Source organism: Bradyrhizobium nanningense (genome assembly GCF_004114535.1).
GTDB classification, from domain to species: domain Bacteria; phylum Pseudomonadota; class Alphaproteobacteria; order Rhizobiales; family Xanthobacteraceae; genus Bradyrhizobium; species Bradyrhizobium nanningense.
The window spans coordinates 101,369-124,596 of the sequence record NZ_LBJC01000024.1 but is presented as its reverse complement, the minus strand read 5'-3'; the positions used below and the strand labels follow the sequence as shown (position 1 = coordinate 124,596).

At 65.2% G+C, this 23,228-nt stretch carries 21 protein-coding genes; 7 read left to right on the top strand and 14 right to left on the bottom strand.

The genetic code is table 11. The features are described from left to right. Positions 1 to 63: 63 nt before the first annotated feature. Together atzF and XH84_RS18195 are read right to left on the bottom strand one after the other, a co-directional pair. Positions 64 to 1,872, bottom strand: a complete 1,809-nt coding sequence (gene atzF, locus XH84_RS18200; RefSeq protein WP_128922896.1) for an allophanate hydrolase — start codon at positions 1,870 to 1,872, stop codon at positions 64 to 66. Between the two features lie 197 nt (positions 1,873 to 2,069). Beyond that, positions 2,070 to 2,564, bottom strand: a complete 495-nt coding sequence (locus XH84_RS18195) for a MarR family winged helix-turn-helix transcriptional regulator (RefSeq protein WP_164936684.1) — start codon at positions 2,562 to 2,564, stop codon at positions 2,070 to 2,072. Between the two features lie 150 nt (positions 2,565 to 2,714). Here XH84_RS18195 and XH84_RS18190 point away from each other — a divergent pair, with 150 nt between their 5' ends. Beyond that, the gene (locus XH84_RS18190) at positions 2,715 to 4,571 is read left to right on the top strand and encodes a feruloyl-CoA synthase (RefSeq protein ID WP_164936685.1); all 1,857 of its coding nucleotides are present in this window, start codon (positions 2,715 to 2,717) and stop codon (positions 4,569 to 4,571) included. A gap of 402 nt (positions 4,572 to 4,973) precedes the next feature. Here XH84_RS18190 and XH84_RS18185 read toward each other — a convergent pair whose 3' ends face one another. Further along, positions 4,974 to 5,477 carry a MarR family winged helix-turn-helix transcriptional regulator gene (locus XH84_RS18185; RefSeq protein WP_128922898.1) on the bottom strand — a complete coding sequence of 168 codons (504 nt, stop codon included), beginning with the start codon at positions 5,475 to 5,477 and terminating at the stop codon, positions 4,974 to 4,976. 83 nt (positions 5,478 to 5,560) lie between these two features. Between XH84_RS18185 and XH84_RS18180 the strand changes: the two genes are divergently transcribed. From XH84_RS18180 to XH84_RS18170, 3 genes are read left to right on the top strand one after another with little or no spacing between them, the layout of a single operon-like run. After that, the gene (locus XH84_RS18180) at positions 5,561 to 6,781 is read left to right on the top strand and encodes a cytochrome P450 (protein WP_128922899.1); all 1,221 of its coding nucleotides are present in this window, start codon (positions 5,561 to 5,563) and stop codon (positions 6,779 to 6,781) included. Between the two features lie 11 nt (positions 6,782 to 6,792). Next, positions 6,793 to 7,116 (top strand): 2Fe-2S iron-sulfur cluster-binding protein, encoded by a 324-nt coding sequence (locus XH84_RS18175; protein WP_128922900.1) that lies wholly within the window; start codon positions 6,793 to 6,795, stop codon positions 7,114 to 7,116. 58 nt (positions 7,117 to 7,174) lie between these two features. Further along, positions 7,175 to 8,386: an ABC transporter substrate-binding protein gene (locus XH84_RS18170; protein ID WP_128922901.1), complete on the top strand. Its 1,212-nt coding sequence runs from the start codon at positions 7,175 to 7,177 to the stop codon at positions 8,384 to 8,386. Positions 8,387 to 8,515: 129 nt separating this feature from the next. Here XH84_RS18170 and XH84_RS18165 read toward each other — a convergent pair whose 3' ends face one another. After that, a complete protein-coding gene (locus XH84_RS18165; RefSeq protein WP_128922902.1) occupies positions 8,516 to 9,778 on the bottom strand; it encodes an NAD(P)/FAD-dependent oxidoreductase in 1,263 nt (420 codons plus the stop codon). Positions 9,779 to 10,076: 298 nt separating this feature from the next. On the opposite strand from XH84_RS18165, the gene XH84_RS18160 reads away from it, so the two are divergent. Beyond that, complete coding sequence (locus XH84_RS18160; protein WP_128922903.1) at positions 10,077 to 11,249, top strand: ABC transporter substrate-binding protein; 1,173 nt, start codon at positions 10,077 to 10,079, stop codon at positions 11,247 to 11,249. A gap of 112 nt (positions 11,250 to 11,361) precedes the next feature. Here the strand turns inward: XH84_RS18160 and XH84_RS18155 are convergent, their stop codons facing one another. The 10 genes from XH84_RS18155 to XH84_RS18110 all read right to left on the bottom strand — a co-directional run bounded on the left by XH84_RS18155 (position 11,362) and on the right by XH84_RS18110 (position 21,573). Then, positions 11,362 to 13,233, bottom strand: a complete 1,872-nt coding sequence (locus XH84_RS18155) for a bifunctional sugar phosphate isomerase/epimerase/4-hydroxyphenylpyruvate dioxygenase family protein (protein ID WP_128922904.1) — start codon at positions 13,231 to 13,233, stop codon at positions 11,362 to 11,364. Then, positions 13,230 to 14,288: a Gfo/Idh/MocA family protein gene (locus XH84_RS18150; RefSeq protein ID WP_128922905.1), complete on the bottom strand. Its 1,059-nt coding sequence runs from the start codon at positions 14,286 to 14,288 to the stop codon at positions 13,230 to 13,232. Before XH84_RS18150 ends, XH84_RS18155 begins: the two co-directional genes overlap by 4 nt. Continuing rightward, positions 14,285 to 15,022, bottom strand: coding sequence for an ABC transporter ATP-binding protein (locus tag XH84_RS18145; RefSeq protein WP_128922906.1), 738 nt, complete (start codon positions 15,020 to 15,022; stop codon positions 14,285 to 14,287). Before XH84_RS18145 ends, XH84_RS18150 begins: the two co-directional genes overlap by 4 nt. Positions 15,023 to 15,034: 12 nt before the next feature. Then, complete coding sequence (locus XH84_RS18140) at positions 15,035 to 15,778, bottom strand: ABC transporter ATP-binding protein (protein ID WP_128922907.1); 744 nt, start codon at positions 15,776 to 15,778, stop codon at positions 15,035 to 15,037. After that, positions 15,775 to 16,773 carry a branched-chain amino acid ABC transporter permease gene (locus tag XH84_RS18135; protein ID WP_128922908.1) on the bottom strand — a complete coding sequence of 333 codons (999 nt, stop codon included), beginning with the start codon at positions 16,771 to 16,773 and terminating at the stop codon, positions 15,775 to 15,777. Before XH84_RS18135 ends, XH84_RS18140 begins: the two co-directional genes overlap by 4 nt. Further along, a complete protein-coding gene (locus tag XH84_RS18130) occupies positions 16,770 to 17,645 on the bottom strand; it encodes a branched-chain amino acid ABC transporter permease (RefSeq protein WP_128922909.1) in 876 nt (291 codons plus the stop codon). Before XH84_RS18130 ends, XH84_RS18135 begins: the two co-directional genes overlap by 4 nt. A 202-nt stretch (positions 17,646 to 17,847) precedes the next feature. Next, positions 17,848 to 18,978, bottom strand: a complete 1,131-nt coding sequence (locus XH84_RS18125; protein ID WP_128922910.1) for an ABC transporter substrate-binding protein — start codon at positions 18,976 to 18,978, stop codon at positions 17,848 to 17,850. A 58-nt stretch (positions 18,979 to 19,036) separates the two neighbouring features. Further along, positions 19,037 to 19,915 (bottom strand): shikimate dehydrogenase, encoded by an 879-nt coding sequence (locus tag XH84_RS18120; protein WP_128922911.1) that lies wholly within the window; start codon positions 19,913 to 19,915, stop codon positions 19,037 to 19,039. A gap of 156 nt (positions 19,916 to 20,071) precedes the next feature. Further along, on the bottom strand, positions 20,072 to 21,010 hold the full coding sequence (locus XH84_RS18115; protein WP_128922912.1) for a LysR family transcriptional regulator: 939 nt from the start codon (positions 21,008 to 21,010) through the stop codon (positions 20,072 to 20,074). A 386-nt stretch (positions 21,011 to 21,396) separates the two neighbouring features. After that, entirely contained in the window at positions 21,397 to 21,573 is a 177-nt protein-coding gene (locus XH84_RS18110; RefSeq protein ID WP_128922913.1) for a hypothetical protein, read from the bottom strand. A gap of 170 nt (positions 21,574 to 21,743) precedes the next feature. Here XH84_RS18110 and XH84_RS18105 point away from each other — a divergent pair, with 170 nt between their 5' ends. Both XH84_RS18105 and XH84_RS18100 read left to right on the top strand, forming a co-directional pair. Further along, complete coding sequence (locus XH84_RS18105; protein ID WP_128922914.1) at positions 21,744 to 22,481, top strand: helix-turn-helix transcriptional regulator; 738 nt, start codon at positions 21,744 to 21,746, stop codon at positions 22,479 to 22,481. A gap of 86 nt (positions 22,482 to 22,567) precedes the next feature. Next, positions 22,568 to 23,227 carry an acyl-homoserine-lactone synthase gene (locus XH84_RS18100; protein ID WP_164936686.1) on the top strand — a complete coding sequence of 220 codons (660 nt, stop codon included), beginning with the start codon at positions 22,568 to 22,570 and terminating at the stop codon, positions 23,225 to 23,227. Position 23,228 lies beyond the last annotated feature (1 nt).

Here is a 23,228-nt window from a genome sequence, read left to right as displayed (position 1 = left end):
CGCTTTGGACAACGCGATGCGTTGTCCAAAGCTGCGCTTGTCCGGGACGACAGCGGAGCGGAATCACTCCTTCGCCGCTTCCGCCATGAACTTCCGCCAACCGCCGTAGCTGGTGATGTCCCGGGCATCGCCGAGCACTTCGGGCTCGACCAAAAACCCCTTCACCGAGCGGCCGTCCGCAAGCCGCACCGTGCCGATCGCCATCGGCGATGGAATCGCGTTGACGAACTTGCCGAAGGCGGATGGCGACAGCGACCAGATCTCCAGCTCGATCGACGCGCCCTTGCCGGCTGCGACACGCAGCAGGCCGGGCTTCGTCGGCGTGGTCTTGAGCGCGTAGAGCTTGTAATCGGGCGCAGTCCTGGTCGCCTCGATCGGCTTAGCGTCCAGCGCTTTCAATTCGCCGTTCAGCACCATGCCGGACAGATGCGCACCGACGACCGCGATCGGAATGTCGTCGCCACCGCTTGCCGGCAGCGGCGGGAGCAGAGCTTGAGCCGCGCCCTTCGCGCCGAGACCGAGCTTCGTATCCGCTTGGAAGACGCGGCCAATGCTCGCGAGCAGCGCGTCATGTCCCGCGGGGGCGAGCAGCGTGATGCCGAACGGAATGCCGTCGGCGCGCATCGAGGCCGGCACGGCGAGGCCGCAGAGGTCGAGCAGGTTGACGAAATTGGTGTAGGTCCCGAGCCGGCTGTTGAGCTCGATCGGGTTGGCGAGCACCTGCGCGGTCGTATAGGCGGTCGGCGCCGTCGGCAGCACCAGCGCGTCGATATCGGCAAAGGTGCGCTCGGCGATCTTGCGAAGGCCCTGCAGGCGGTACAGTGCCGCAAAGGTCTCGGCCGCCGTGAGCCGCGCGCCCGCCGCCGTGATCTCGCGCGTCACCGGATGGATCGCGTCAGGCGCGGAGGCGAGCAGATCCTTGATCACGAGGTAGCGCTCGGCGACCCACGGGCCCTCATAGAGCAGTCGCGCCGTCTCGTAGAACGGCTCGAGGTCGAACTCGACCAGCGTCGCGCCAAGCGCGGTCCAGCGCTTCAGCGCATCGGCGTAGGCGGTTTCCGATTTCTTGTCGCCGAAGAAGATCAGTTGTCCGTTGCGCGGCACGCCGAGGCGGAGATTTGCGGGGAATTGTGTGAGCGGGCCCGGCGGCCGGTCGCGTGAGAACGGATCGGCCGGGTCCGGGCCTGCCATCACGGAGAGGGCAAGCGCAGCATCATCCACTGTCAGCGCGAATACCGAGATGCAGTCGAGCGTGCGGCAGGCCGGCACGAGGCCCGCATTCGAGATCATGCCGAGGCTCGGTTTCAGCCCGACGATGTTGTTGAGCATCGCCGGCACGCGGCCCGACCCGGCGGTGTCGGTGCCGAGCGACAGCGGAACGAGGCCGGCGCCGACGGCGACTGCGGAGCCCGAGCTCGATCCGCCGGGGATGAGATCGTCACGGACCGAATTCTTGGGAATGCCGTAGGGCGAGCGTACGCCGACGAGGCCGGTCGCGAACTGGTCGAGATTGGTCTTGCCGATGACGATGGCGCCGGCGGCACGCAGGCGAGCCACCGCGGTCGAGTCGCGCGTCGGCGTAGTGGAGAAGGCCGGGCAGGCCGCGGTGGTCGCAAAGCCCAGCGCGTCGATATTGTCCTTCACCGCGACCGGCACGCCGTAGAGCGGCAGGTCGGCGGCATCCGCACGCGCAGCGAGCCTCTCGGCCTCCGCGACCGCATCCGTCTCGTCGCGCAGGCTGATGAAGATGGCGGGATCGTCGTGGTCGCGGATGCGCTGATAGGTCCGCGCGATCGTCTCTGCCGGCGTCAGCGTGCCCGCGCGATGCGCGGCCACGATCGCGGCGATCGTTTCTGGCTGCTCAGCCCACATGGCGACAAAACTCCGGCAATCTGTCCCTACCCGCGAGGGAAGCAAGCGATGTGCCATTGTGTACAATATCAGGGCGGTACGATCGCTCTGGAAGACTATCGTGTAATCAGTGGCTTAGGAGGTATTTCGACAAGCTCGTCGGCGGCGACACCGTCGCCCTGCGACAAGGTATCCGCCCAAATCGTAGGCAGCCGAGATCAGGTGAAGCCGGCGAGGATCCGGAGCAGTTGCGCCCGGTTTTCCTTGCCGATCTTCTCTTCGACGTGCCGCTCGTGCTCGGCCGCGAGCCGCTTGAATTTTGCCAGCGCCGTCTCGCCCTGCGTGGTCAGGTGGAGCGCATGAGAGCGCCGGTCCACCTTCGACTTGACCCGCTTGACGTAGTTACGCTGCTCGAGGCTGTCGAGCAGATGCACCAGCCGGGCGCGCTCGATGCCGAGGCGCTTTGCCACCGCCATCTGCGACAGGCCCGGATTGGCGCCGATCAGCGTCAGCACCGAATATTGCGTCGGCCGGATGTCGACCGCGCCAAGCGTCTTGATGAAGTCCTGGAAGATCCAGATCTGGAAGCGCCGCACCGCATAGCCGGCGTGCCCGACCAGCGCATCGAGGCCGATCTCGTCGGCGACATCGTGAGGCGCCGCGCCGTTGCCGGCGCGCTTGCGTGGGGCAGTCTGGGTTGCGCTGGCTGTCACATCGTGTCTCCCGCCCGGCAACCTTAGCGCCTCGCAGGTCCCGGCGAAAGATTGTTGTTGACGACAACAATTGTCATGCCCAACATTATGGCCAAAGCAGCCCGGACGAGGCTGCGGCCGGTCCCGGATCCGGCCGGAGGGAGGACACACATGACAGTCGCCCCACGCGGTGACGTTGCGGGCCTGTTCGCAAGCCCGCGGACCGTCGCAGAGCATCGCCCCGACGGCAGCATCGTGCTGCGCTCGCTCGATCCGTTGCGGGATGGCGCGCGCTGCGTCGGCGACTGGCTGGAGCATTTTGCGCGGCAGACGCCGGATGCGATCTTCCTCGCCGAGCGCGGCAATGTCGATGCGCCCTGGACCAATGTCACCTATGCGCAGGCGCTGCGCCAGGTGCGTGCGGCGGCGTCCTGGATTCTGGCGCAGGGCCTCAGCGCGGAGCGCCCGCTCGCGATCCTCTCCGACAACAGCATCGATCACGCGTTGCTCGCGCTTGCCGCCCAGCATGTCGGCGTGCCCTCCGCCGCGATCTCGCCGGCCTATTCGCTGATGTCGAGGGATTTCGAGAAGCTCAAGAGCATGATCACGCTGCTCGAGCCGGGCGCGATTTACGTCTCTGGGACCAAACCCTTCGCGGCCGCGCTGGCCGCCATCGCGCCGCTGCACAATGCGCAGATCATCAGCGGCAATGCCGACGATGCCGACGCGCTCGCCTTCCGCACCGTCGCGGCAACGCCCGAGACACGCGACGTCGCAACGGCGTTTGCGGCGGTGACGCCGGACACGATCGCAAAATTCCTGTTCACGTCAGGCTCGACCGGCACGCCGAAAGCCGTCATCAACACCCAGCGCATGCTGACCTCGAGCCAACAGGCCAAGGCGCAGACCTGGACCTTTCTCGAACAGACGCGTGGTGATCTCGTCATTCTCGACTGGCTGCCCTGGAGCCACACCTTTGGTGCCAACCACAATTTCAATCTCGTGCTCCGCAACGGCGGCTCGCTCTATATCGACGGCGGCAAGCCCGCGCCCGGCCTGTTCGCGACGTCGCTGGCCAATTTGAAAAGCGTGATGCCGACGGTCTATTTCAACGTGCCGCGCGGCTTCGACATGCTGATCGCGGCGCTGCGCGGCGACGAGGAGCTGCGCCGCCGCTTCTTCAGCGAGGTGAAATTTGGCTTCTATGCCGGCGCCGCGCTGCCGCAAAATCTCTGGGATGCTATCGAGGAACTCTCGATCAAGACGGTCGGCCGCGCGCTGCCTATGGTTTCGGCCTGGGGCTCGACGGAAACTTCGCCGCTTGCGACCGACTGCCATTTCCTCGCCGAGCGCTCCGGCAATATCGGCGTGCCGATTCCCGGCACCGAATTGAAGCTCGTCACCTCAGGCGACAAGCTGGAGGTGCGCGTGCGCGGCCCCAACGTCACGCCGGGTTATTGGAAGGCGCCGGAGCTGACCCGGCAGGCGTTCGACGATGAGGGCTTTTACCTGATCGGCGATGCCGTCAAGCTTGCTGATCGTGCGCGGCCGGAGCGCGGCCTGTTCTTCGATGGCCGTGTCGCCGAGGATTTCAAGCTCAACTCCGGCACCTGGGTCAATGTCGGCACGCTGCGCGTTGCCGGCATCGCCGCGCTTTCGCCGCTGGCGCAGGACATCGTGGTCGCAGGCCACGGTGGTGACGAGGTGCGCTTTCTGGTGTTCCCGAACATCGCGGCCTGCCGCGCCCATGCCAGTTTACCCGACACGGCTGAGGTGAACGAGGTGCTCGCCCATGACATGGTCAGGAGTGCCATCGCGCAGGGCCTCGGAAAGCTGAAACAGCAGGGCCCCAACTCCTCCGGCCACGCCACCCGCGCGCTGCTGCTCGCCGAGCCGCCGTCGGTCGACGGCGGCGAGATCACCGACAAGGGCTACATCAACCAGCGCGCCGTGCTGACGCGGCGTGCCGATGCCGTGACGCGGCTGAACGACGATGCGTCGGGCGCGTGGATCGGTTGCGCCGGCTGATATGCTGTAGCTCCGCATAATCCTTTCATGCCCCGGACGCAGCGCAGCACTCCCGGCGATGCGAAGCATCGTCCGGTGTGCTGCGCTGCAGAGCCGGGGCCCATCTATCTCAGTGCACCGCGGCGACATGGGTCCCGGCTCTGCGCAGCAGCGTTTCACGCTGCTGCGCGTCCGGGACACGAGATCCGGGCCGACGAACCAAGCCAGCTCCTGCCGCAATATATTTCTGATTATTTTGTTGCCTAAGCAACTAATTTATGCGAACCGTTCCAGGGAGCGATGACGGCAGGAAAACTGCCGCGTCTGATCCTGGAGGAAACGATGCTCGGCCCGCATGGTGCCGTCGGCAAACGCCGGCGCATGCCTGGATACGACGGAAGGTGGCGCTTGAAGCGCGACCCGTCAGGACTCGATGCCAGTGACCGCGCCGAGATTCTCGTGCAGCCGGCGGAGCAGATCGATCAGCATCTCGCGCTCGTCCTTGTTCAGGCACGACAGCAGCTGTCGTTCGCGCTCGAGCGCCGCCACGATCACCTTGTCATGCGTGGCGCGGCCCTTTGCCGTCAGCGCGATCGAATGGGTGCGGCCGTCGTTCGGGTCGGTGCGGATCGAGATCAGGCCGCGCTTTTCGAGGCCAGCCAGCGTCCGGCTCACGGGCCCCTTGTCGAAGCCGATGACGTGGCAGATGCGCGAGGCCGGAATGCCCGGCTCGATCGCCAGCAGCGACATGATCCGCCATTCCGTGACGTTGACGCCGAATTCCCGCTGATAGAACGCGGTCGCGCTGTTGGAGAGCTTGTTGGCGATGAAGGTGACGAACGCCGGGACGTAACGGTCGAGATCGAGCGTCGGTCCCGCCTCAACGGGCGCAGGCTTTTGGCGGGATCTGGTCGAAGGCGCAGGCATGTCGGGGTTCTGACTCGCGGTGGGCCCAAAGACCTAATGGCATGCGCCGCTCTTTCACAAGATCAAAATGAGGGAGGTCTCCCATGACCGCATCCGGCACCCCGGCATCGACGGGCCCTGCTTCCATCCCGCATCTCGACGTCGATCCTTTCGACATGACGTTTTTTGCCGATCCTTATCCCGCACATCAGCTGCTGCGGGAGGCCGGACCGGTGGTCTATCTCGACAAGTGGAACGTTTATGGCGTGGCGCGCTATGCCGAGGTCCATGCGGTGTTGAACGATCCCGCCACCTTCTGCTCCAGCCGCGGTGTCGGCCTGTCCGACTTCAAGAAGGAGACGCCGTGGCGGCCGCCGAGCCTGATCCTCGAAGCCGACCCGCCCGCGCACACCCGCACCCGCGCCGTGCTGTCGAAAGTGCTGTCGCCGACCGCGATGAAGCAGGTGCGCGACCGCTTTGCCGCCGCGGCGGAGCAGCGGGTGGACGCGCTGATCGAAATGCGCAGCTTCGACGCGATCGCCGATCTTGCGGAAGCCTATCCGCTCTCGATCTTTCCGGATGCGCTGGGCCTGAAGCCGGAGGGGCGCGAGCATCTGATTCCCTACGCCAGCGTCGTGTTCAACGCATTCGGCCCGCCGAATGAGCTGCGCCAGGAGGCGATCGCGCGCTCGGCGCCGCACCAGGCCTATGTTGCCGAGCAGTGCCAGCGCGACAATCTGGCGCCCGGCGGCTTCGGTGCCTGCATTCATGCCCGCGTCGACGACGGCGAGATCACGGCCACCGAGGCGCCGCTGCTGGTGCGCTCGCTGCTGTCGGCCGGCCTCGACACCACCGTCAACGGCATCGGTGCCGCCGTCTATTGCCTGGCGCGCTTCCCCGACCAGTGGCAGCGCCTGCGCGACGACCTGACGTTGGCGCGCAACGCCTTCGAGGAGGCGGTGCGGTTCGAGAGCCCGGTGCAGACCTTCTTCCGCACCACGACGCGCGACGTCGAGCTCTCAGGCGCCAGGATCGGCGAGGGCGAGAAAGTGCTGATGTTCCTGGCCGCCGCCAATCGCGATCCCAGGCGCTGGGACAAGCCCGACAGCTACGACGTCACCCGCCGGACCTCCGGTCATGTCGGCTTCGGCTCGGGCATCCACATGTGCGTCGGCCAGCTAGTCGCCCGCCTCGAGGGCGAGGTGATGCTGACCGCGCTGGCGCGCCGTGTCGCGAAAATCGAGATCACGGGCGAGCCGAAACGCCGCTTCAACAACACGCTGCGCGGGCTCGACAGCCTGCCTGTGACGATCACCCCGGCCTGACGAGGAGCTTCATGCCCGCCATCACCTTCATCCATCCGGACGGCAAGTCCGAGCGCGTCGAGACCGCGAGCGGCGAGAGCGCCATGCAGGCGGCGACCCGTCACGGCCTCGACGGCATTCTGGCTGAATGCGGCGGCAACGCCATGTGCGCGACCTGTCACGTCTATGTCGATGAAAGCTGGCTCGCGCGCCTGCCTGCTATGGCCGATGACGAGGACGCGCTGCTCGACGGCACCGCGAGCGAACGGCGGCCGGCGAGCCGGTTGTCCTGCCAGATCAAGGTCACGCCCGAGCTCGACGGGCTCATCGTGAGACTGCCGGAACGGCAGGTCTGATTTTTCAACCGCTCCCGGCAACGACCGGCGCGGCAACGCATCAACAGGGGAGGGAACCATGAAGCATTTGAAGTGCGCGCTTGTGCTGGCCGCAAGCCTGATATCCGGCGCGGCAAGCGCCGAGATCTCGGACAATGTCGTGCGAATCGGCGTGCTCAACGACATCTCCGGCATCTTCCAGGACACCAACGGCATGGGCTCGGTGGAAGCCGCGCGCATGGCGGCGGAGGATTTCAACGGCGGGGGCAAGAACATCAAGGTCGAGATCGTCTATGCCGACCACCAGAACAAGGCCGACGTGGGTTCGGCGATCGCGCGAAAGTGGCTCGACGTCGAAGGCGTCGATGCCATCGTCGACGTGCCGAACTCGGCGGTGGGTCTTTCCATCAATACGCTGTTGCGCGACAGCCGCATGACCTTCCTGGCGTCCTCGACCGCAAGCTCCGATCTCACCGGCAAGGCCTGCTCCCCCAACACCATCCAATGGGTCAACGACACCTGGGCCACGGGAAACACCACCGCGGCGGCCATGGTCTCGCGCGGCGGCAAGGACTGGTACTTCCTCACGGTCGATTTTGCGCTCGGCAAGGGCATCGAATCGGAGGCGCAGAAATACATCGAGGCTCATGGCGGCAAGGTGATTGGCTCGTCCAAACATCCGCTCGGCACCTCCGATTTCGCCTCCTTCCTGCTGCAGGCGCAAAGTTCGAAGGCGCAGGTGATCGGCCTTGCCAATGCCGGCGGCGACACCATCAACGCCGTGAAGCAGGCCGCCGAGTTCGGCATCCAGCAGAACGGACAGAGGCTCGTCGCCTTCCTGCTCTTCATCAACGACGTCCACGGCATGGGCATCAAGGTCGCGCAGGGCCTGCAGCTGATGGAAGCCTTCTACTGGGACATGAACGATGACACGCGCGCGTTCGCCAAGCGCTTCGCTGCGCGGCCCGGCATGAACGGCAAGATGCCGAGCGGTAACCAGGCCGGCGTCTATGCCTCGACGCTGGCCTATCTCAATGCCATCGCCGCCACCGGCAGCGACATTGCCAAGGACGTCGTGCCCGAGATGAAGAAGTTCAAGGGCAAGGACAGGCTGTTCGGCGACACCACGATCCGGCAGGACGGCCGCGTCGTACATCCGATGTACCTGTTCGAGGTGAAGAAGCCGGAGGAGTCGAAATATCCGTACGACTATTACAAGCTGGTCTCGACCATTCCCGCGGACCAAGCCTTCCGCCCGCTGGCGGAGGGCGGGTGTGAGCTGGTGAAGTAAGTCTCGTGCCCCGGACGCGGTGCAGCGCGAAGCGATGCGCCGCAGAGCCGGGGCCCATAGCTGCTGGGTCCCGGCTTTGCGCCGCGTCATTTCATGCCGCGCCGCGTCCGGGACACAAGAGGAGCGTCCCTACACCACCTTGCTTGACCCCTGCGTGATCAGCCGCGCTGCGCGCTGATCGCGCGCGTAGATCCAGAGCCAGCTCAGCGCGACGCTGAGGCGGTGGCGGAGGCCGATCAGGAAGTAGATGTGGGCGATGCCCCAGATCCACCACGCGATTGTGCCGCGCAGCTTGACCTTGCCGAAGTCGATCACCGCCAGGCGCTTGCCGATCTGGGCGAGGCTGCCGGCGTGCTTGTAGCGGAACGGGCCGGTCGCAGCGCCGCCTAGCCGCGCTCTGATGGTCTCGGCGACGTGACGGCCTTGCTGCTTCGCCGCCGGCGCGATGCCGGGCACCGGCTTGCCGTCCCAGGCATTGATGCTGACAGTGTCGCCGATTGCAAAGATCTCGGGATGGCCGGGAATGGTGAGGTCGGCCTCGACCTGCACGCGGCCGGCGCGATCGGCTGGTGCGCCCAGCCATTCGGCGGCGGGCGAGGCGCGCACGCCGGCGGCCCAGATCCGTGTCTTGGCCTCGAGCAGCTTGCCGCCGAACACGACGCCCTCGCGATTGATCTCGGTAACGGCCTGCCCGAGCACGACCTCGACGCCGATCTTCTCCAGCGACGCCTGCGCGTAGGCCGAGAGATCGTCGGCGAAGCCCGCGAGCACGCGCGGCCCCGCTTCGATCAGCACGACGCGCGCTTTCGTCGTGTCGATGTTGCGGAAATCGCCGGGCAGCGTGTGGTGCGCCATTTCGGCGATGGTGCCGGCGAGCTCGACGCCGGTCGGCCCGGCGCCGACGATGACGAAGGTCAGCCGCGCCGCGCGCCTCGCTGGATCGGTCTCGCGCTCGGCGCGCTCGAACGCCACCAGGATGTGGCGGCGCAGCGTGGTCGCATCCTCCAGCGTCTTCAGGCCCGGCGCCCATTGCTCCCACTCGTCGTGGCCGAAATAGGCGTGCCGCGCGCCGGTCGCCAGCACCAGCGTGTCGTAGGGCACCTCGCTGCCGTCGTCGATCAGCACGCAGCGCCTTTCGGCATCGACGCCGCTCACGGTCGCGAACAGCGTCGTCACTTCACGGCGGTCGCGCATGAGATGGCGGATCGGCCAGGCGATCTCGCTGGTCGCGAGCGATGCGGTCGCGACCTGGTAGAGCAGCGGCTGAAACAGATGATGATTGCGGCGGTCGATCAGGGTGATCTCGACCGGGGCGCCCGCGAGCCGGTAGGTCGCCTCCAGCCCGCCGAAGCCGGCGCCGACGATGACGACGCGATGGAGATGTGCGGCCATGATACGCCCTCGAATCTTGCTGCTGCTTCTTCCTCATTTAAGTGCGGATCGGGTGTCGCGGTCCAATAGCCGTCATCAATCGCGGCATAGGCTGGACGTATCGATCCGGCGCGAAAAGCACCGCAGTCTTGGTCGAACTAAGTAGAATTATATTTCTTGCCATCCGCGATGGGGGCGAAATATGGTGCAGGGGCAGGCGCTGAGCCATTGGCGGCTCGACAGATTTTGCGTTCAATAGAGAAGGCCCGGGGCGGCGATCACCCCGCTCGCGGGCTCAATCATAAGGAGGGGAGTGATTATGAGGACGGCATTCTGGCTGGCGGGCGCAGCGGCGCTGGTGCTGGCGAGCCCGGCTTTCGCCGGCGACACCATCAAGATCGGCTTCGTTTCGACCTTCAGCGGACCGACCGCCGTGATCGGCAACGACATGCGCAATTCCTTCGAGCTCGCGCTGGATCACATGGGCCGCAAGATGGACGGCAAGCCGGTCGAGGTCATCTACGAGGACGACGGCCAGAAGCCCGATGTCGGCAAGCAGAAGACCGAGAAGCTGGTGCAGTCGGACAAGGTCGATTTCATCGTCGGCTATATCTGGTCGAACGTGCTCCTGGCTTCGCTGAAGACGGCCGTCGATTCGCAGACGTTCCTGATCTCGGCCAATGCCGGCCCGTCGCAGCTCGCCGGCGAGCTCTGCTCGCCTTACGTGTTCTCGACCTCCTGGCAGAACGACCAGACGCCCGCCGCCATGGGCCTCTACATGAACCAGAAGGGCGTCAAGAGCGTGTTCCTGATCGGCCCCAACTACGCGGCCGGCAAGGACATGCTCGCGGGCGTGAAGAGCACGTTCAAGGGTGAGGTCAAGGGCGAGGAGTACACGGTCTGGCCGAGCCAGCTCGATTTCTCCGCCGAGCTCTCCAAGGCGCGCGCGTCGGGCGCCGAGTCGATCTTCGTGTTCTATCCGGGCGCTGCCGGCGTGCAATTCCTCAACCAATATGCGCAGGCCGGCCTGAAGAGCACGATGCCGCTCTACACCGCCTTCACCGTCGACGAGCTGTCGCTGCCGCTGCAGAAGGAGAACGCGCTCGGGGTGCCCGGCGCACAGGAATGGGTCAACGACCTGCCCAACGAGCAGAACAAGCGCTTCGTCGCCGACTACCGCAAGAAGTACACCGGGCTGCGCCCGACCTATTACGGCGCGCAAGCCTATGACGCCGCCCAGCTCATCAACAGCGCGGTGGTCGCGGTGAAGGGTGACACCAGCAAGAAGGACGCGATGAAGGCCGAGATGGAGAAGGCCAACTTCAAGTCGCTGCGCGGCGCGTTCAAATACGGCAACAACCACATCCCGGTGCAGAGCTTCTATCTCCAGGACGTCGTCAAGGACGCCGAAGGCCAGCTCGCGTTGAAGACGGTGGCGACCATCGTGGAGAACGACCAGGATCGTTTCCACGACAAGTGCAAGATGAAGTGAGGCTTTGCCGTTCCCTCTCCTCGCAAGCGGGGAGAGGGGCTCTCCTAGCTATCTCCTCCGTCATTGCGAGCGCCGCGAGGGCTCCTCGCAATGACGGCGCGTAGAGCGTCTCCTACACCCGCGGCATGCTGGGGGGGCGCACCTCGCGGGCTTGCGCGGCGAGCCTGATGCCGGCGTTGGCTGCGCCAAAGCCTTGATAGGTCCTGCGCTCGACGATCTCGAAGAAGAAGCGCTCGTCGAAGATGTGGGTGTAGACCTGGAAGAACTCGCCGTCGCCCTCGCGGTCGTAGAGGATGTGGTTGGCGCGCAGCTGCGCCATCAGCTCGGGCGCGAGGTCGTATTTGGCTTCGATGTCATCGTAGTAATTGGCGGGGATGTCGAGAAAATCCGCGCCGCGCCTGCGCATGTCTGCGACCGTCGCAAAGATGTCCCGGCACGCGAACGCGACATGCTGCACGCCTGAGCCGAAAAACTCCGAGATGAAGCGCGCCGGCAGCGTGCGGTTGGCGGAGGAGCCGTTGAGCACGAAGCGCAGGCTCTGGTCGGCGTTGACGATGGCCTGGCTCTGCACGAGGCCTCTGGGATCGGCGATCTCCATTTGCGGCAGCCGCTTGAGGTCGAGGATGCCGGTGTAGAACAATAGCCAGGACAGCATCTCGTCATAAGGCATCGACTGCGCGATGTGATCGACCGCGAGCAGCGCGTCTGCGTGCGCCTTGCTCGGGACAGGCTCGAAATCGGTGTCCCAGTTCTTGCCGGCCTGATCCAGGAAATAGAGCAGGCTACCGCCGACGCCGTGGATCGCCGGGATCTCCAGCTCGCCCGGTCCGACCGGCTGGTAGAAGGTGCGCGCCTTCAGCATCTCGGCGCGCTGCATGGCAAGACCGGCATTGTCGACATCGAGCGCGATGGCGCAGACGCCGGGGCCGTGGGTGACGTAGTGAGAATGGGCAAAGCCGTCGGTCTCGCTGTTGATGACGAGCTCGACCTTGCCTTGCGACCAGCGTTCCACCGCCTTGCTGCGATGCGCGCCGGTCTTGCGGAAGCCGAGTTGGGAAAACAGGCGGGCGAGGTCGCCGGCTTTGCTCTCGTTGACGGCAAACTCGACGAAGCCGATGCCGCGGCTCTTTGCCTTCGGCGCCAGCGGCTCGGCGGCGAATCTCGGCCAATCCGGCGCGAGCTGGTCCTCCAGCAGGATCAGCGAGCGCAGGCCGTCGAGCGCGGTCTGCGCGGCCGAGCCGGCACGGAACTGGTCGTTGAAGATCTCCAGCGACAGCGGCCCGGCATAGCCGGTCGCCGCGACCGCCGTCATGAACTCGCCGACCGGCAGATCGCCCTGGCCGGGGAAGGAGCGGAAGTGCCGGCTCCAGGAGAGAATGTCGAGCTCGAGCTTCGGCGCGTCCGCAAGCTGCACCAGAAAGATCTTGTCGCCGGGGATCGAGGCCATCGCGCCGGTTGGAAAGCCCGGCGCCAGCGCGTGAAAGCTGTCGAGGATGACGCCGATCGCCGGGTGATCGGCGCGGCGCACGATCTCCCAGGCATCGCGGTAGTCGTTGACATGGCGGCCCCAGGCCAGTGCCTCGTAGCCGACGCGCAAAGACCGCTTGGCGGCGCGTTCGCCCAGCTCGCGAAAATCGTCGGCGGCGCGGTCGATGCCGCCGAGCGAGGCGGGCGAGACGTTGGAGCAGATCAGCAGGAGATCAGTGCCGAGCTCTTGCATCAAATCGAACTTCCGCTCGGCGCGGGCGAAATTGCGCGACCGCTGCGGTTCCGGCATCCCTTCGAAGTCGCGGAACGGCTGGAACGCGCAGATCGTCAGGTTGAGATCGCCGCAGAGCTTTGCGATGTCGCGCGGGCCTGCGCCGAACGACAGCAAATCATTCTCGAAGATCTCGACCGCGTCGAAGCCGGCAGCGGCGATGGCGCGGAGCTTTTCGTCGAGGGTGCCGGAGAGGGAGACCGTGGCGATCGAGCGCTTGTTCATGCGGCCTGCTCCATGATTCGCCCCGGTGAGATTGTCTGGCCCGTGCGCGCGGCCTCGCTGACGGCTTCGACGACGGCGAGCGTCCCCATCGCGTCCTCGGCCGTGATTAACGGCTGCTCCTGGCCCGCGATGACCGCGCAGAAATGCCGGAGCTGCTCGACCAGCGGATCGAATGCAGGCGGTGCAATCGTTTCGCGCGACAGCGGCGTGTACCAGCCGGGCTGCTGTGCGTAGGACCACAGCTCCATATTCGGCACCGACAGCGATCCCCCGGTGCCGGAGAAGATGTAGCAGGGCTGATCCTGTCTCGGATAAGCAGAGTTCTCGCCGGAAGAGAGCTCCCAGCTCCACGGCGCCGGTGTCGCATCCGAAACGGTCACGGTGCCGAGCGCGCCACCCGCAAAGCGCAGCAGCAGCGCCGCGGTGTCTTCGACCGCGAAGCCGCGCACCTTGTTCGACGTCAGCGCCTGCACCTCGGTGATCTCGCCGCAGATGAAGCGGAGATTGTCGATGTCATGGATCAGGTTGATCAGCAGCGGCCCGCCGCCCTGCTCGCGGCGCCAGGTCACCTCGAAGTAATCATCGGGCTTCTTCAGCAGCCACAGCCCGACCACGGCAGTGAGCCGGCCGAGCCTACCGTTCGCCACTGTCTCGCGCGCAGCCTTGATGATCGGATTGTGCCGGCGGTGATGGCCGATCAGCATCGGCACGCCGGTTCGCCTGATCGCAGCGCAAAGGCGCTGCGCAGTCGCCACCGTCTCCGTCACCGGCTTCTCGATCAGCGCCGGCACGCCCGCCGCCGCGCAATCGAGCGCCATCGGCAGATGCAGCGTGTTGGGCGAGGCGATGATCAGGCCATCGGGTTTTTCCTGCGCCAGCAGCGTGCGATGATCCGCATAGCAGGGCGTGCCTTGGGCCTGCGCGTAGTCCCTGGCGGCAGGCGAGGGATCGGCGATGCCGGCGAGCTCGCACTCCTTTGAGGCTGCGATCAGCTCGATATGGCGGCGGCCGATCAGGCCGGCGCCCGCAACAGCGATGCGCATTCGCGCACTCATGCCGCACTCTCCTCCATGGCGCCGCCGAGGAAGAGCTGGCCGATGCGTGGATCGTTCAAAATGCGCTTGGCGTCGTCGACCATGCGGGTCTGGCCAAGCTCGAGCACGATGCCGATGTCGGAGATCTCCAGCGCCGAGCGTGCGTTCTGCTCGATCATCAGGATGGTGACGCCGCGGTCGCGCAAGCTCTTCAGGATGTCGAAGGTCTGCTGCACCATCAGCGGCGACAGGCCGATCGAGGGCTCGTCGATCAGCACCAGCTTGGGTTCGAGCAGCAGCGAGCGAGCGATCTCGAGCTGCTTCTGCTCGCCGCCCGAGAGCGTCGAGGCCTGCTGTGTCGACTTCCGCCGCAGCGCCGGGAACAGGTCGAGCGCCGCCTCGATCCGCTTCGGCAAGTCGAGGCCCTTCTCGGCCGCGACGCCGCCGAGCTCGATATTGTGGCGCACGGACAGCTCGGGGAAGATGTTGCGGCCCTGCGGCACGTAGCAGATGCCGGCATTGAGCAGCGCCCGCTGACTCAAATTCGTGACGTCGCGGCCGGCAAAGCTGATCTTGCCCTCGCGCAGCCTGAGCAGGCCGAAGATCGCCTTGAACACGGTCGACTTGCCGGCGCCGTTCGGGCCGATGATCGTCGTGATCGTGGCTTGAGGCACGGCAAAGGCGGTGCCGTTCAAGATCGTCATCTTGCCGTAGCCGCCGACGAGATTGTGAACCGAGAGGATTGGGTCGCTCATGGCTCGCTCTCCCTAATGTCCGAGATAGGCTTCGATCACGGCGGGGTTCTTGCGCACCTCGTCCGGCCGTCCCATCGCCAGCACCTTGCCTTCCGCCATCACCATCACGCGCGAGCACAGCGACATCACGAATTCCATGTTGTGCTCGATCACGACGAAGGTGGCGTTCTTCTCGCGGTTGATCGCGACCAGGCGGTCCTTGAGGTCCACCAGCATCGACGGGTTGACGCCGCCGGCGGGCTCGTCGAGCAGCACGAGGCGCGGGCCGCCCATGAAGGCCATGGCGGCATCGAGCAGCTTCTGCTGGCCGTAGGACAATCCGCCGGCGGGCTCATCGGCGAGATGATCGAGCTTGAAGAAGCCGATCATCTGGTTGGCGGCCTCGGTCAGTCCGGCATCGGAGCGGCCGACCAGGCGCGAGGCCATATTGCCTTGGTGCTCCTGGCCCGCGAGGATCAGGTTCTCGCGCACCGAGAGTTTTGGAAACACCTGCAACAGCTGGAAGGTGCGGCTGACGCCGAGCTTGTTGAGCTCGGCGGGGCGGAGGCCCGTGACAAGCTTGCCGTCGAGCTTGACCTCGCCGCCCGACGGCGTGAGCTGGCCGAGGATGCAGTTGAACAGGGTCGACTTGCCGCAGCCGTTCGGACCGATCAGGCCGAGGATCTCGCCCTCGCGCACGTCGAAGGAGACGCCGTCGACGGCGCTGATGCCGCCAAAATTCTTCTTGATCTCGGAGACTTCCAGGACCGCGCTCATTGCACCGTCTCCAGGCGCGACTTTGCGACGGCGCGCAAGGCGGACGCCGCCTTGGTGCGGCGCTCGGCGAGATAGCGATCGAGGATTCCGAGGATGCCGGTCGGCGACCAGATCAGCAGCAGCATCACCGCAATGGCATAGAGCATCAGATAATACCCTTCCGTGAATCGCAGCCATTCCGGCAGCAGCACCGCGATCATTGCGCCCAGGAACGGGCCGAAATAGAAGCCCGCGCCGCCGACGATCACCATCATCAGCAGGTCGAGCGAGAGCGACAGGTTGAAGGGAACAGGGTCGATATATTGGGTCAACGGCGCATAGAGCGCGCCGGCGATGCCGCCGAGCGCCGAGCCGATCGCGAACGCCATCAGCGTGTAGCGCCGCGTGTCGATGCCGAGCGATTGCGCGCGCAGCGGATTTTCGCGAAGCGCCATGAAGGCGCGGCCCCAGGGCGACCGGATCAGCCACCACACGGCAAGCGATACGATCGCGAGCGAGCCGAGGCAGACATAGTAGAAGGGGAGCGGCTTGTTGGTCGCGATGCCGAAAATATGCGGCCGCGGGATGTTGGAGATGCCGTAGATGCCACCGGTGAGCCAGCTCTCGTTGCGGAACACCAGGAAGGCGAGGGTGGAGAAGGCCAGCGTGACGAAGGCGAGGTAATGGTGCTGCACGCGTAGCGCAGGATAGCCGAGCACCCAGCCGACCGCGAAGCTCAAGGCGATCGCGACCAGGATCGCCGCCGGCAGTGGCCAGCCATGGGTGGTCATGATCGCCGCCGCATAAGCGCCGATGCCGACGAACGCGCCCTGCGCCAGCGAGACCTGGCCGGCATAGCCGAGTGTGAGGTTGAGGCCCATCGCGGCGATGCTCATCACCGCCCACTGGCTGAGGATGAACAGGCCGTAGCGGTTGAAGTTCATGGGAACAATGATCAACGCGGCGATGACGGCAAGGCCGAGCGCGATCTTCAAGGGTTTGCCAAAGCTGCTCATACCGTCCGCTCCTCGGCGCGGCCGAGCAAGCCCTGCGGCCGGAACAGGATGACGACAATCAGGAAGATCATCGGCACGGCGGCGCGGTATTGCGTCGAGACATAGGCGGCGGCGAGATTGTCGAGCACGCCGATCAAGAGGCCACCGGCGATCGCGCCGCGCACCTGGTTGAAGCCGCCGACGATGGCGGCGATGAAGGCGGCCTGGCCCAGCACCTCGCCGGACGAGAATTTTGCAAGGTAGATCGGCGTGATCAAGAGCGAAGCCAGCGCGACCAGGAGGGCGTTGATCAGGAACGTCAGCAGGATCATCCGCTCGACGGGCACGCCGATGATGCGCGCCACCGTCGGGTTTTGGGCAGCCGCCTGCATCTGGTGGCCGAGCGAGGTGCGGTTGAGGAGCGCAGTCAGGCCGAACACCGCAAGAATGGCGACGATGAGCACGCCGATGCTTTGCAGCGAGACGGCGTGGCCGAGGATGAAGATGTCACCGGTCGGCACGATCGACGGGAAGGGCGAGGCCTCGGCGCTGAAGAACTGTTTCACGGCTTCCTTGAGGCCGATCGCGAGCGCCATGGTCGCGATCGCCAGCGGCAGCACGCCATGGCGCATCATCGGATCGACCAGCAGCATCTTGAAAGCGAGCCCGAGCAGGATCATCGAGAGCAGGATGCCGAGGATGATCGCGAGCCAGAACGGCGCGCCGGCATGCATCGCCGCCAGCATCAGGAACGCCGGCAGCATCACGAACTCGCCTTGCGCGAAATTGATGGTCTGCGAAGTCTGCCACAGCAGCGTGAAGCCGACCGCGACCAGCGCATAGATCGCGCCGGTGGCAAGCCCCGCGACCAGAAGATCGAATAGGTTGGACATGGGTTCTCTTTGATCGTTAGAGCCCGAGTGAATGCGACGCGAATTCAGCTCTATCACCCCCTCTCCCCGCTCTTCGCGGGGAGAGGGTGGGGCGAGGGGTTCTTTCCGCGAACACAGTGACTGTTGAATTCGCGGAGGCGGCCCCTCACCCTCTCCCTCTCCCCGCAAGAACGGGGAGAGGGAGAGGAAGGCGAAGAAAACCTCACTTCACCTTCGGCAGAACCTGTTTCACGACCTGCTTGCCTTCCACGACCTCGACCAGAAAGCTCTGGCGGTCGATGTCGCCGGTGTCGCTGAAGGTGACGTCCATCAGGATGCCCGGCTCGTCCGCGGCCTTGATGGTGAGACCGTGCAGCGTGTCGGCAAACTTCTTCGGGTCGACCTTGCCCATCTTCTCGGTGGTGGCTTTCACCATGTAGACGGCGAGATAACCCTTCAGACCGTTATGATCAGGGACGTAATTGTACTTCTTGGAAAACTTCTCGCGGAATTGCTTGATCAGGTCGACCGGCGCATCGGTGGTGAGGCCGACATGGCCGCGCGCGCCGTTGGCAGCATCGCCGGCGAGCTCGATCACCTTCTGGCCGATCAGCGTGGTCTCGCCCATCAGCGGCGCGGTGACGCCCTGGCGCTTCAGCTCCTTCAGGATGCGCGCGCTCTCTTCCTCGTTGAGGTAGACGAACACGGCATCGGGATTGGCCGCCTTGATCTTGCCGACGTCGGCGGCGAAATCGGCCTGGCCCGCTTCGGTGGAGAGGTCGGCGACCACCTTGGAGCCGAGACGGTCGAGCTCCTTGATGACGACGTCGCGCCCGCCGCGGCCGAAGTCGTTGTTGACCCAGACCACCGCGACCGTCTTCGCCTTCATCTCGTCGTGGATGTACTTCGCGACCTTCGGCATCGAGGATTGCTGGCCGAACGAGGTGCGGAACAGGAATTTGTTGCCGGCCTGCGTCAGCTCGGCGGCTTCGCCGCCCATGATCTGCGCGATGCCGGCTTCGGCCGCGAGTGGGGCTGTGACCTTTACCGAGCCGGAATAGCCGGGCCCGAGCAGCACATAGGGCTCGGCATCGAGCGCCTTCTGCACCTGGGCACGCGCCACGCCCGGATTGGACTGAGAGTCCGCGTGGGTCACCTCCAGCTTGCGGCCGAGCACGCCGCCCTTGGCGTTGATCTCCTCGATCGCGAGATCGATGCCGTTCTTCCAATTGGTGCCGACGGTGGCGCCGCCGCCGGAGAGCTCGGCGACGTCGGCGAGCTTGATCGCCTGGGCGTGGGCACTGGTTGCAGTCGCGAAGGCAAGCAGAGCGCCTGCCAGCAGGGTCGATTTCATGATGTCTCCTCCCATTTTTCGTCGAGATTGTCCGCGGCCTTGTGCCCGGCCGCTTCAGTTACGCTGCGTGATAGGCTGAGCTTCGTGCCGCCATCACCTCGTCAAATGCCTCTCCCATGACCTCGGTCGATGGGGCAAGGCCCGTGAACAGTTCGAAAGCGTCGGCCGCCTGATAGATCGCGAGCTCCCGCCCGGTCATGATCTTCGCGCCCTTGGCTTCGGCGGCCGCCAGCAGCGGCGTGATCAGCGGCGAGTAGACGGCATCCGCCACCCACAGCTTTTCATGCAGCAGCGCGGCCGCCACCGGCATGCCCCGGCTCGGCAGCATGCCGACCGGGGTGCCGTTGACGAGACCGGTTGCGCCGTGGAGCGCGTCCTCGACGCTTGCAGCGATCCTTGCGCCGCCTCGCGGCGCCAGCAGGGAGACGAGCGTCGCGGCGCGCGCCGGCTCGCTGTCGAAGATGCGGATGTCGGAAACGTTCAAGCTCGCCAGCGCAAAGGCGATCGCCTTGCCGACGCCGCCGGCGCCGATCACCGCAACGGCGTTGCCCGCCGGCGCCAGCAGCGGCGCGACCGCGCGCGCAAAGCCCGTGGTGTCGGTGTTGTGGCCGGTCAGGCGGCCCTCCTTGACCACGACGGTGTTGACCGCGCCCATCGCGGCCGCGCCGGGCGCCAACGCGTCGAGCAGCGGGACCACCGCTTCCTTGTAGGGGTAGGTGACGTTAACGCCGGCAAAGCCGAGCCGCCGCACGCCTTCCAGCATCATGCTGAGCCCGGTCGCATCGGCGCCGGCAACTTCGATCAGCTGATAATGGCCGCGCAGGCCGAGCGCCTCGGCGGCACGTTCATGCATGGCAGGGGACGCGGAATGCGCGATCGGCGCACCGATCAGGCCGGTGAGGAGCTTCTTGCTGGCGGCGTATCCGCGCGTGGACATGGTTCGCTATCGCCTCAAAGGGAGCGTTCGGTCCCGGTCATTAGCGGGGAAACCCGCGCAATTCCAAGGGGGCTTGCAACAGGGCTTCCAGGTCCGACGATAGCCTTTCTCCCGCCTAACACAATTACCCTTTTATCCGGCAAACCTAACATCATGTTATTTCTTCCGCCCCCGCACCGGCGCGGCTCTGCCGTTGCCGCGGGACGGCTCGACCGCGCGCATCTCGGCGCGCAGCGACGCGATGAAATACTCGGCATGGAGCGACAGCGGCGCGCCGCGCTTGACCGCGATGTAGGTGTCGAACCGCGTCGGCTCGGCGATCTTCAGGAGCTCGATCCCGGGATAGCCGCCATGGGCCACGGTGAATTGGTCGATGATGGCGATGCCGAGCCCCGCCTTCACCAGCGCGCAGACCGTGGTGCCGAAGCGCGCGCGGATGGTGATGTTGTAGTCGAGCCGGTTACGCGCGAAGATCTCGGCCATGATCCGGCCGTAGGGATCGTTGGGATCGATGCCGATCAGCGGATAGCGGGTCATCTCGGCGGCCGAGACCTGCTTGCGGCCGGCCAGCTCGTGGCCCGGCGGCACGATGCAGTACAGCTCGCCCGAGGCGAGCGGCATGAAGTCGAGCGCGGAATGCTCCAGCCGGTAGCTCATCGCGACGCACTCGCCGCGGCCGAGCATCAGGTAGTCGATGGCCTCCTCGAGCTTGAGGATGTTGATGTCGATGCCGAGATCGGGATAGCGGCGCCGGACGCGCTCGATCGCGCGGGGCACCATCACCTGCGAGATGCTCGGCACCGAGCCGATCCGCAGTTCGGACAACCCGCCACGGCCGATCTTTGAGATGATCTCGGAGAGATCATCGACCTTCTTGTAGACGCCGTTGATCTGCTCGAAGATGTTTTCGGCTTCGGGCGTCGGGAAGTAGCGCCCGTTCTGGCGCTGGAAGAAGCGGATGCCGAGCGAGCGCTCGGTGTATTTGACGAGACGGCTGATCCCCGGCGCCGAGACGTTGAGCAGCTTCGCCGCGCCGCCAATGGTGCCCGTCACCATCACGGCACGGATCACTTCAACCTGACGCAGCGTCATCATGCTCTTGGCACCCGAAAGACGATCGTGGCGCCGATCATCTCACGAGAGCCGTGGTGTCATCCAGCGGCAAGTGCGTCGATGTGGAGAGCGGGCCGCGCTCGTGTCTCGGACGCGCTGCAACGCCCTTGGCGTTGCGGCGCAGAGCCGGGACCCAGAACGCCAGAGAGGAAGTTGCGGATGGCCGGGCCCCGGCTCTGCAGCGCCTCGTCGAAGAGACGCTGCGCTGCGTCCGGGGCACGCGAGCGCCTGGGTTCGTCAACGTTGCCACAAGGGGAGAAGGAAGATGAACTTCGCCGTCAGATTGTTTCGACAAAAATCAGCGCGTGGCAATGGAAGAGCGGTGTCGGCGCGCGGTCTGTCGCATTGTCGTTGACCGCAACTGCGCTCTAGCTCGCCGGTCCCTCGGGCGAGATGTTGTCGGCCAGCTCCGCACGCTCGCTTTGCAGCACCTCGCGCGCGAACTCGATGATCTTCTGCTTGTTTGCCGTTTCGCGGACGGCGAAAAACACGCGATTCAATTCCAGGCCGAGCACGCTGTTGAGGGCGATGTCCTCGTCTTCCATCGTGGTTTTCCCGCTTCGGACGCGTTCAGGTGTATCGTGACACCAATTCTGCCACAAGTAGTTTAAATCTTCGAAGCAGACGGGAACACCGGCAAACTACGGGAAGCAGCGAATTGAGGCAGTCCCCAAATACGTGCTATATGCGAGAGCGAAGGTCAGGAAACGCACTGATGTCCGCCGTTGATGGCGTTGATTATGGCCGCGAGGCGCTCGACTTCATCGAAGGGCTCGGAGCCTATACCAAGGTTCCGGACGCCATGGACGCGCTTGCAACCGCGTTCGGCCGGTATGGCTTCGAACATATCATCGTGACGGGCTTGCCGAATCCCGAGCAGCGCTTTTCCCAGATGGTGCTCGCCAAGAAATGGCCGGCGGAGTGGTTCAGCCTCTATACCCAAAAGAGCTACGACCGCGTCGATCCCGTGATCCGCAAATGCCGGCAGACGGTGAACCCATTCGAGTGGTCTGAAGCGCCGTACGATCCGGAACTGGAGCCGGGTGCGGTGGAGGTGATGCGGCGCGCTGCCGATTTCCGCATGTCGCGCGGTTTCGTCGTGCCGATCCACGGCTTGACCGGCTACGAGGCCGGCGTCTCGCTCGGCGGCGTCCACCTCGATCTCAATGCACGCAGCAAGCCGGCGCTGCACCTGATCGGGATGTACGGCTTCGATCACATCCGCCGTCTGCTCGATCCGGCGCCGCATCCGTCGATGCGCCTCACCCCCCGCGAGCGCGAGGTGCTGGCCTGGGCTTCGCAAGGCAAGTCCGCCTGGGAGATCGGCGAGATCCTGCACATCACGCAACGCACCGCAGAAGAGCATCTTGCAACTGCCGCGCGCAAGCTCGGTGCCGTCAACCGGACGCATGCGGTCGCGATCGCGATCCGCCACAGAATCATCAATCTCTGAAATATTCGCCTACTGGGAAATTTCCCAATAGTCGGCTCGGCCGTTTTCGCTGAGGCTTCCCTGTATTGCGAGCCATGGGGGAGTTCATGATTCACGTGATTTCTGCCGTCAATCGGCACCTCTACGAGGACGTCCTCGAACAGCATTTCCGGGTCCGCCACGAGATCTTTGTCGAGGAGCGGAAATGGGAGGCGTTGCGCAAGCCTGATGGACGCGAGATCGATACCTACGACAATGACGACGCGATCTACCTGCTGGCACTGGAAAACCGCCGGGTGCTCGGCGGCTCCCGCCTGTATCCGACCACCAAGCCGACGATGATGAGCGAAGTGTTCCCGCACCTCGCGGCGGTGCGCGGTTGTCCGTCGGATCCGCTGGTCTGGGAATGGTCGCGCTTCTTCGTCTCGCGCGAGCGCCGCGACGGCGCATTCAATCTGCAATTGATGGCGGCCGCGCAGGAGTTCTGCCTCGAGCAAGGCATCGAGCGACTTTGTCTCGTCATGGAGACCTGGTGGTTGCCGCGGTTCCACGACATCGGTTTCGTCGTCACGCCGCTGGGACTGCCCGCCCTGGTGGAAAATTCCTGGACCATGGCGGCAACGATCGAGGTCCGTCAGGAGTCGCTCGATGTCGTGCGTGACCGTATCGGGATGACGAACGTGGTCCAGCAGGACGGTCCGCTGATCGACTGTATCGCCCGTGCCAACCTTTGCGGCACGGCCGCCGCGCAACGAAAGAGTGCCTGAG

Bases quoted from the DNA above. Each gene is read 5' to 3' on its own strand.
- XH84_RS18140 (WP_128922907.1), bottom strand. From the start codon at position 15,778: ATGAGCGCGGTCCTGGAAGTCTCCGAGATCAAGAAGAATTTTGGCGGC.
- XH84_RS18190 (WP_164936685.1), top strand. From the start codon at position 2,715: ATGACAGTCGCCCCACGCGGTGACGTTGCGGGCCTGTTCGCAAGCCCG.
- XH84_RS18110 (WP_128922913.1), bottom strand. From the start codon at position 21,573: ATGGAAGACGAGGACATCGCCCTCAACAGCGTGCTCGGCCTGGAATTG.
- XH84_RS18100 (WP_164936686.1), top strand. From the start codon at position 22,568: ATGATTCACGTGATTTCTGCCGTCAATCGGCACCTCTACGAGGACGTC.
- atzF (WP_128922896.1), bottom strand. From the start codon at position 1,872: ATGTGGGCTGAGCAGCCAGAAACGATCGCCGCGATCGTGGCCGCGCAT.
- XH84_RS18130 (WP_128922909.1), bottom strand. From the start codon at position 17,645: ATGTCCAACCTATTCGATCTTCTGGTCGCGGGGCTTGCCACCGGCGCG.
- XH84_RS18175 (WP_128922900.1), top strand. From the start codon at position 6,793: ATGCCCGCCATCACCTTCATCCATCCGGACGGCAAGTCCGAGCGCGTC.
- XH84_RS18105 (WP_128922914.1), top strand. From the start codon at position 21,744: ATGTCCGCCGTTGATGGCGTTGATTATGGCCGCGAGGCGCTCGACTTC.
- XH84_RS18145 (WP_128922906.1), bottom strand. From the start codon at position 15,022: ATGAGCGACCCAATCCTCTCGGTTCACAATCTCGTCGGCGGCTACGGC.
- XH84_RS18155 (WP_128922904.1), bottom strand. From the start codon at position 13,233: ATGAACAAGCGCTCGATCGCCACGGTCTCCCTCTCCGGCACCCTCGAC.
- XH84_RS18165 (WP_128922902.1), bottom strand. From the start codon at position 9,778: ATGGCCGCACATCTCCATCGCGTCGTCATCGTCGGCGCCGGCTTCGGC.
- XH84_RS18115 (WP_128922912.1), bottom strand. From the start codon at position 21,010: ATGATGACGCTGCGTCAGGTTGAAGTGATCCGTGCCGTGATGGTGACG.
- XH84_RS18170 (WP_128922901.1), top strand. From the start codon at position 7,175: ATGAAGCATTTGAAGTGCGCGCTTGTGCTGGCCGCAAGCCTGATATCC.
- XH84_RS18185 (WP_128922898.1), bottom strand. From the start codon at position 5,477: ATGCCTGCGCCTTCGACCAGATCCCGCCAAAAGCCTGCGCCCGTTGAG.
- XH84_RS18160 (WP_128922903.1), top strand. From the start codon at position 10,077: ATGAGGACGGCATTCTGGCTGGCGGGCGCAGCGGCGCTGGTGCTGGCG.
- XH84_RS18150 (WP_128922905.1), bottom strand. From the start codon at position 14,288: ATGAGTGCGCGAATGCGCATCGCTGTTGCGGGCGCCGGCCTGATCGGC.
- XH84_RS18180 (WP_128922899.1), top strand. From the start codon at position 5,561: ATGACCGCATCCGGCACCCCGGCATCGACGGGCCCTGCTTCCATCCCG.
- XH84_RS18125 (WP_128922910.1), bottom strand. From the start codon at position 18,978: ATGAAATCGACCCTGCTGGCAGGCGCTCTGCTTGCCTTCGCGACTGCA.
- XH84_RS18120 (WP_128922911.1), bottom strand. From the start codon at position 19,915: ATGTCCACGCGCGGATACGCCGCCAGCAAGAAGCTCCTCACCGGCCTG.
- XH84_RS18135 (WP_128922908.1), bottom strand. From the start codon at position 16,773: ATGAGCAGCTTTGGCAAACCCTTGAAGATCGCGCTCGGCCTTGCCGTC.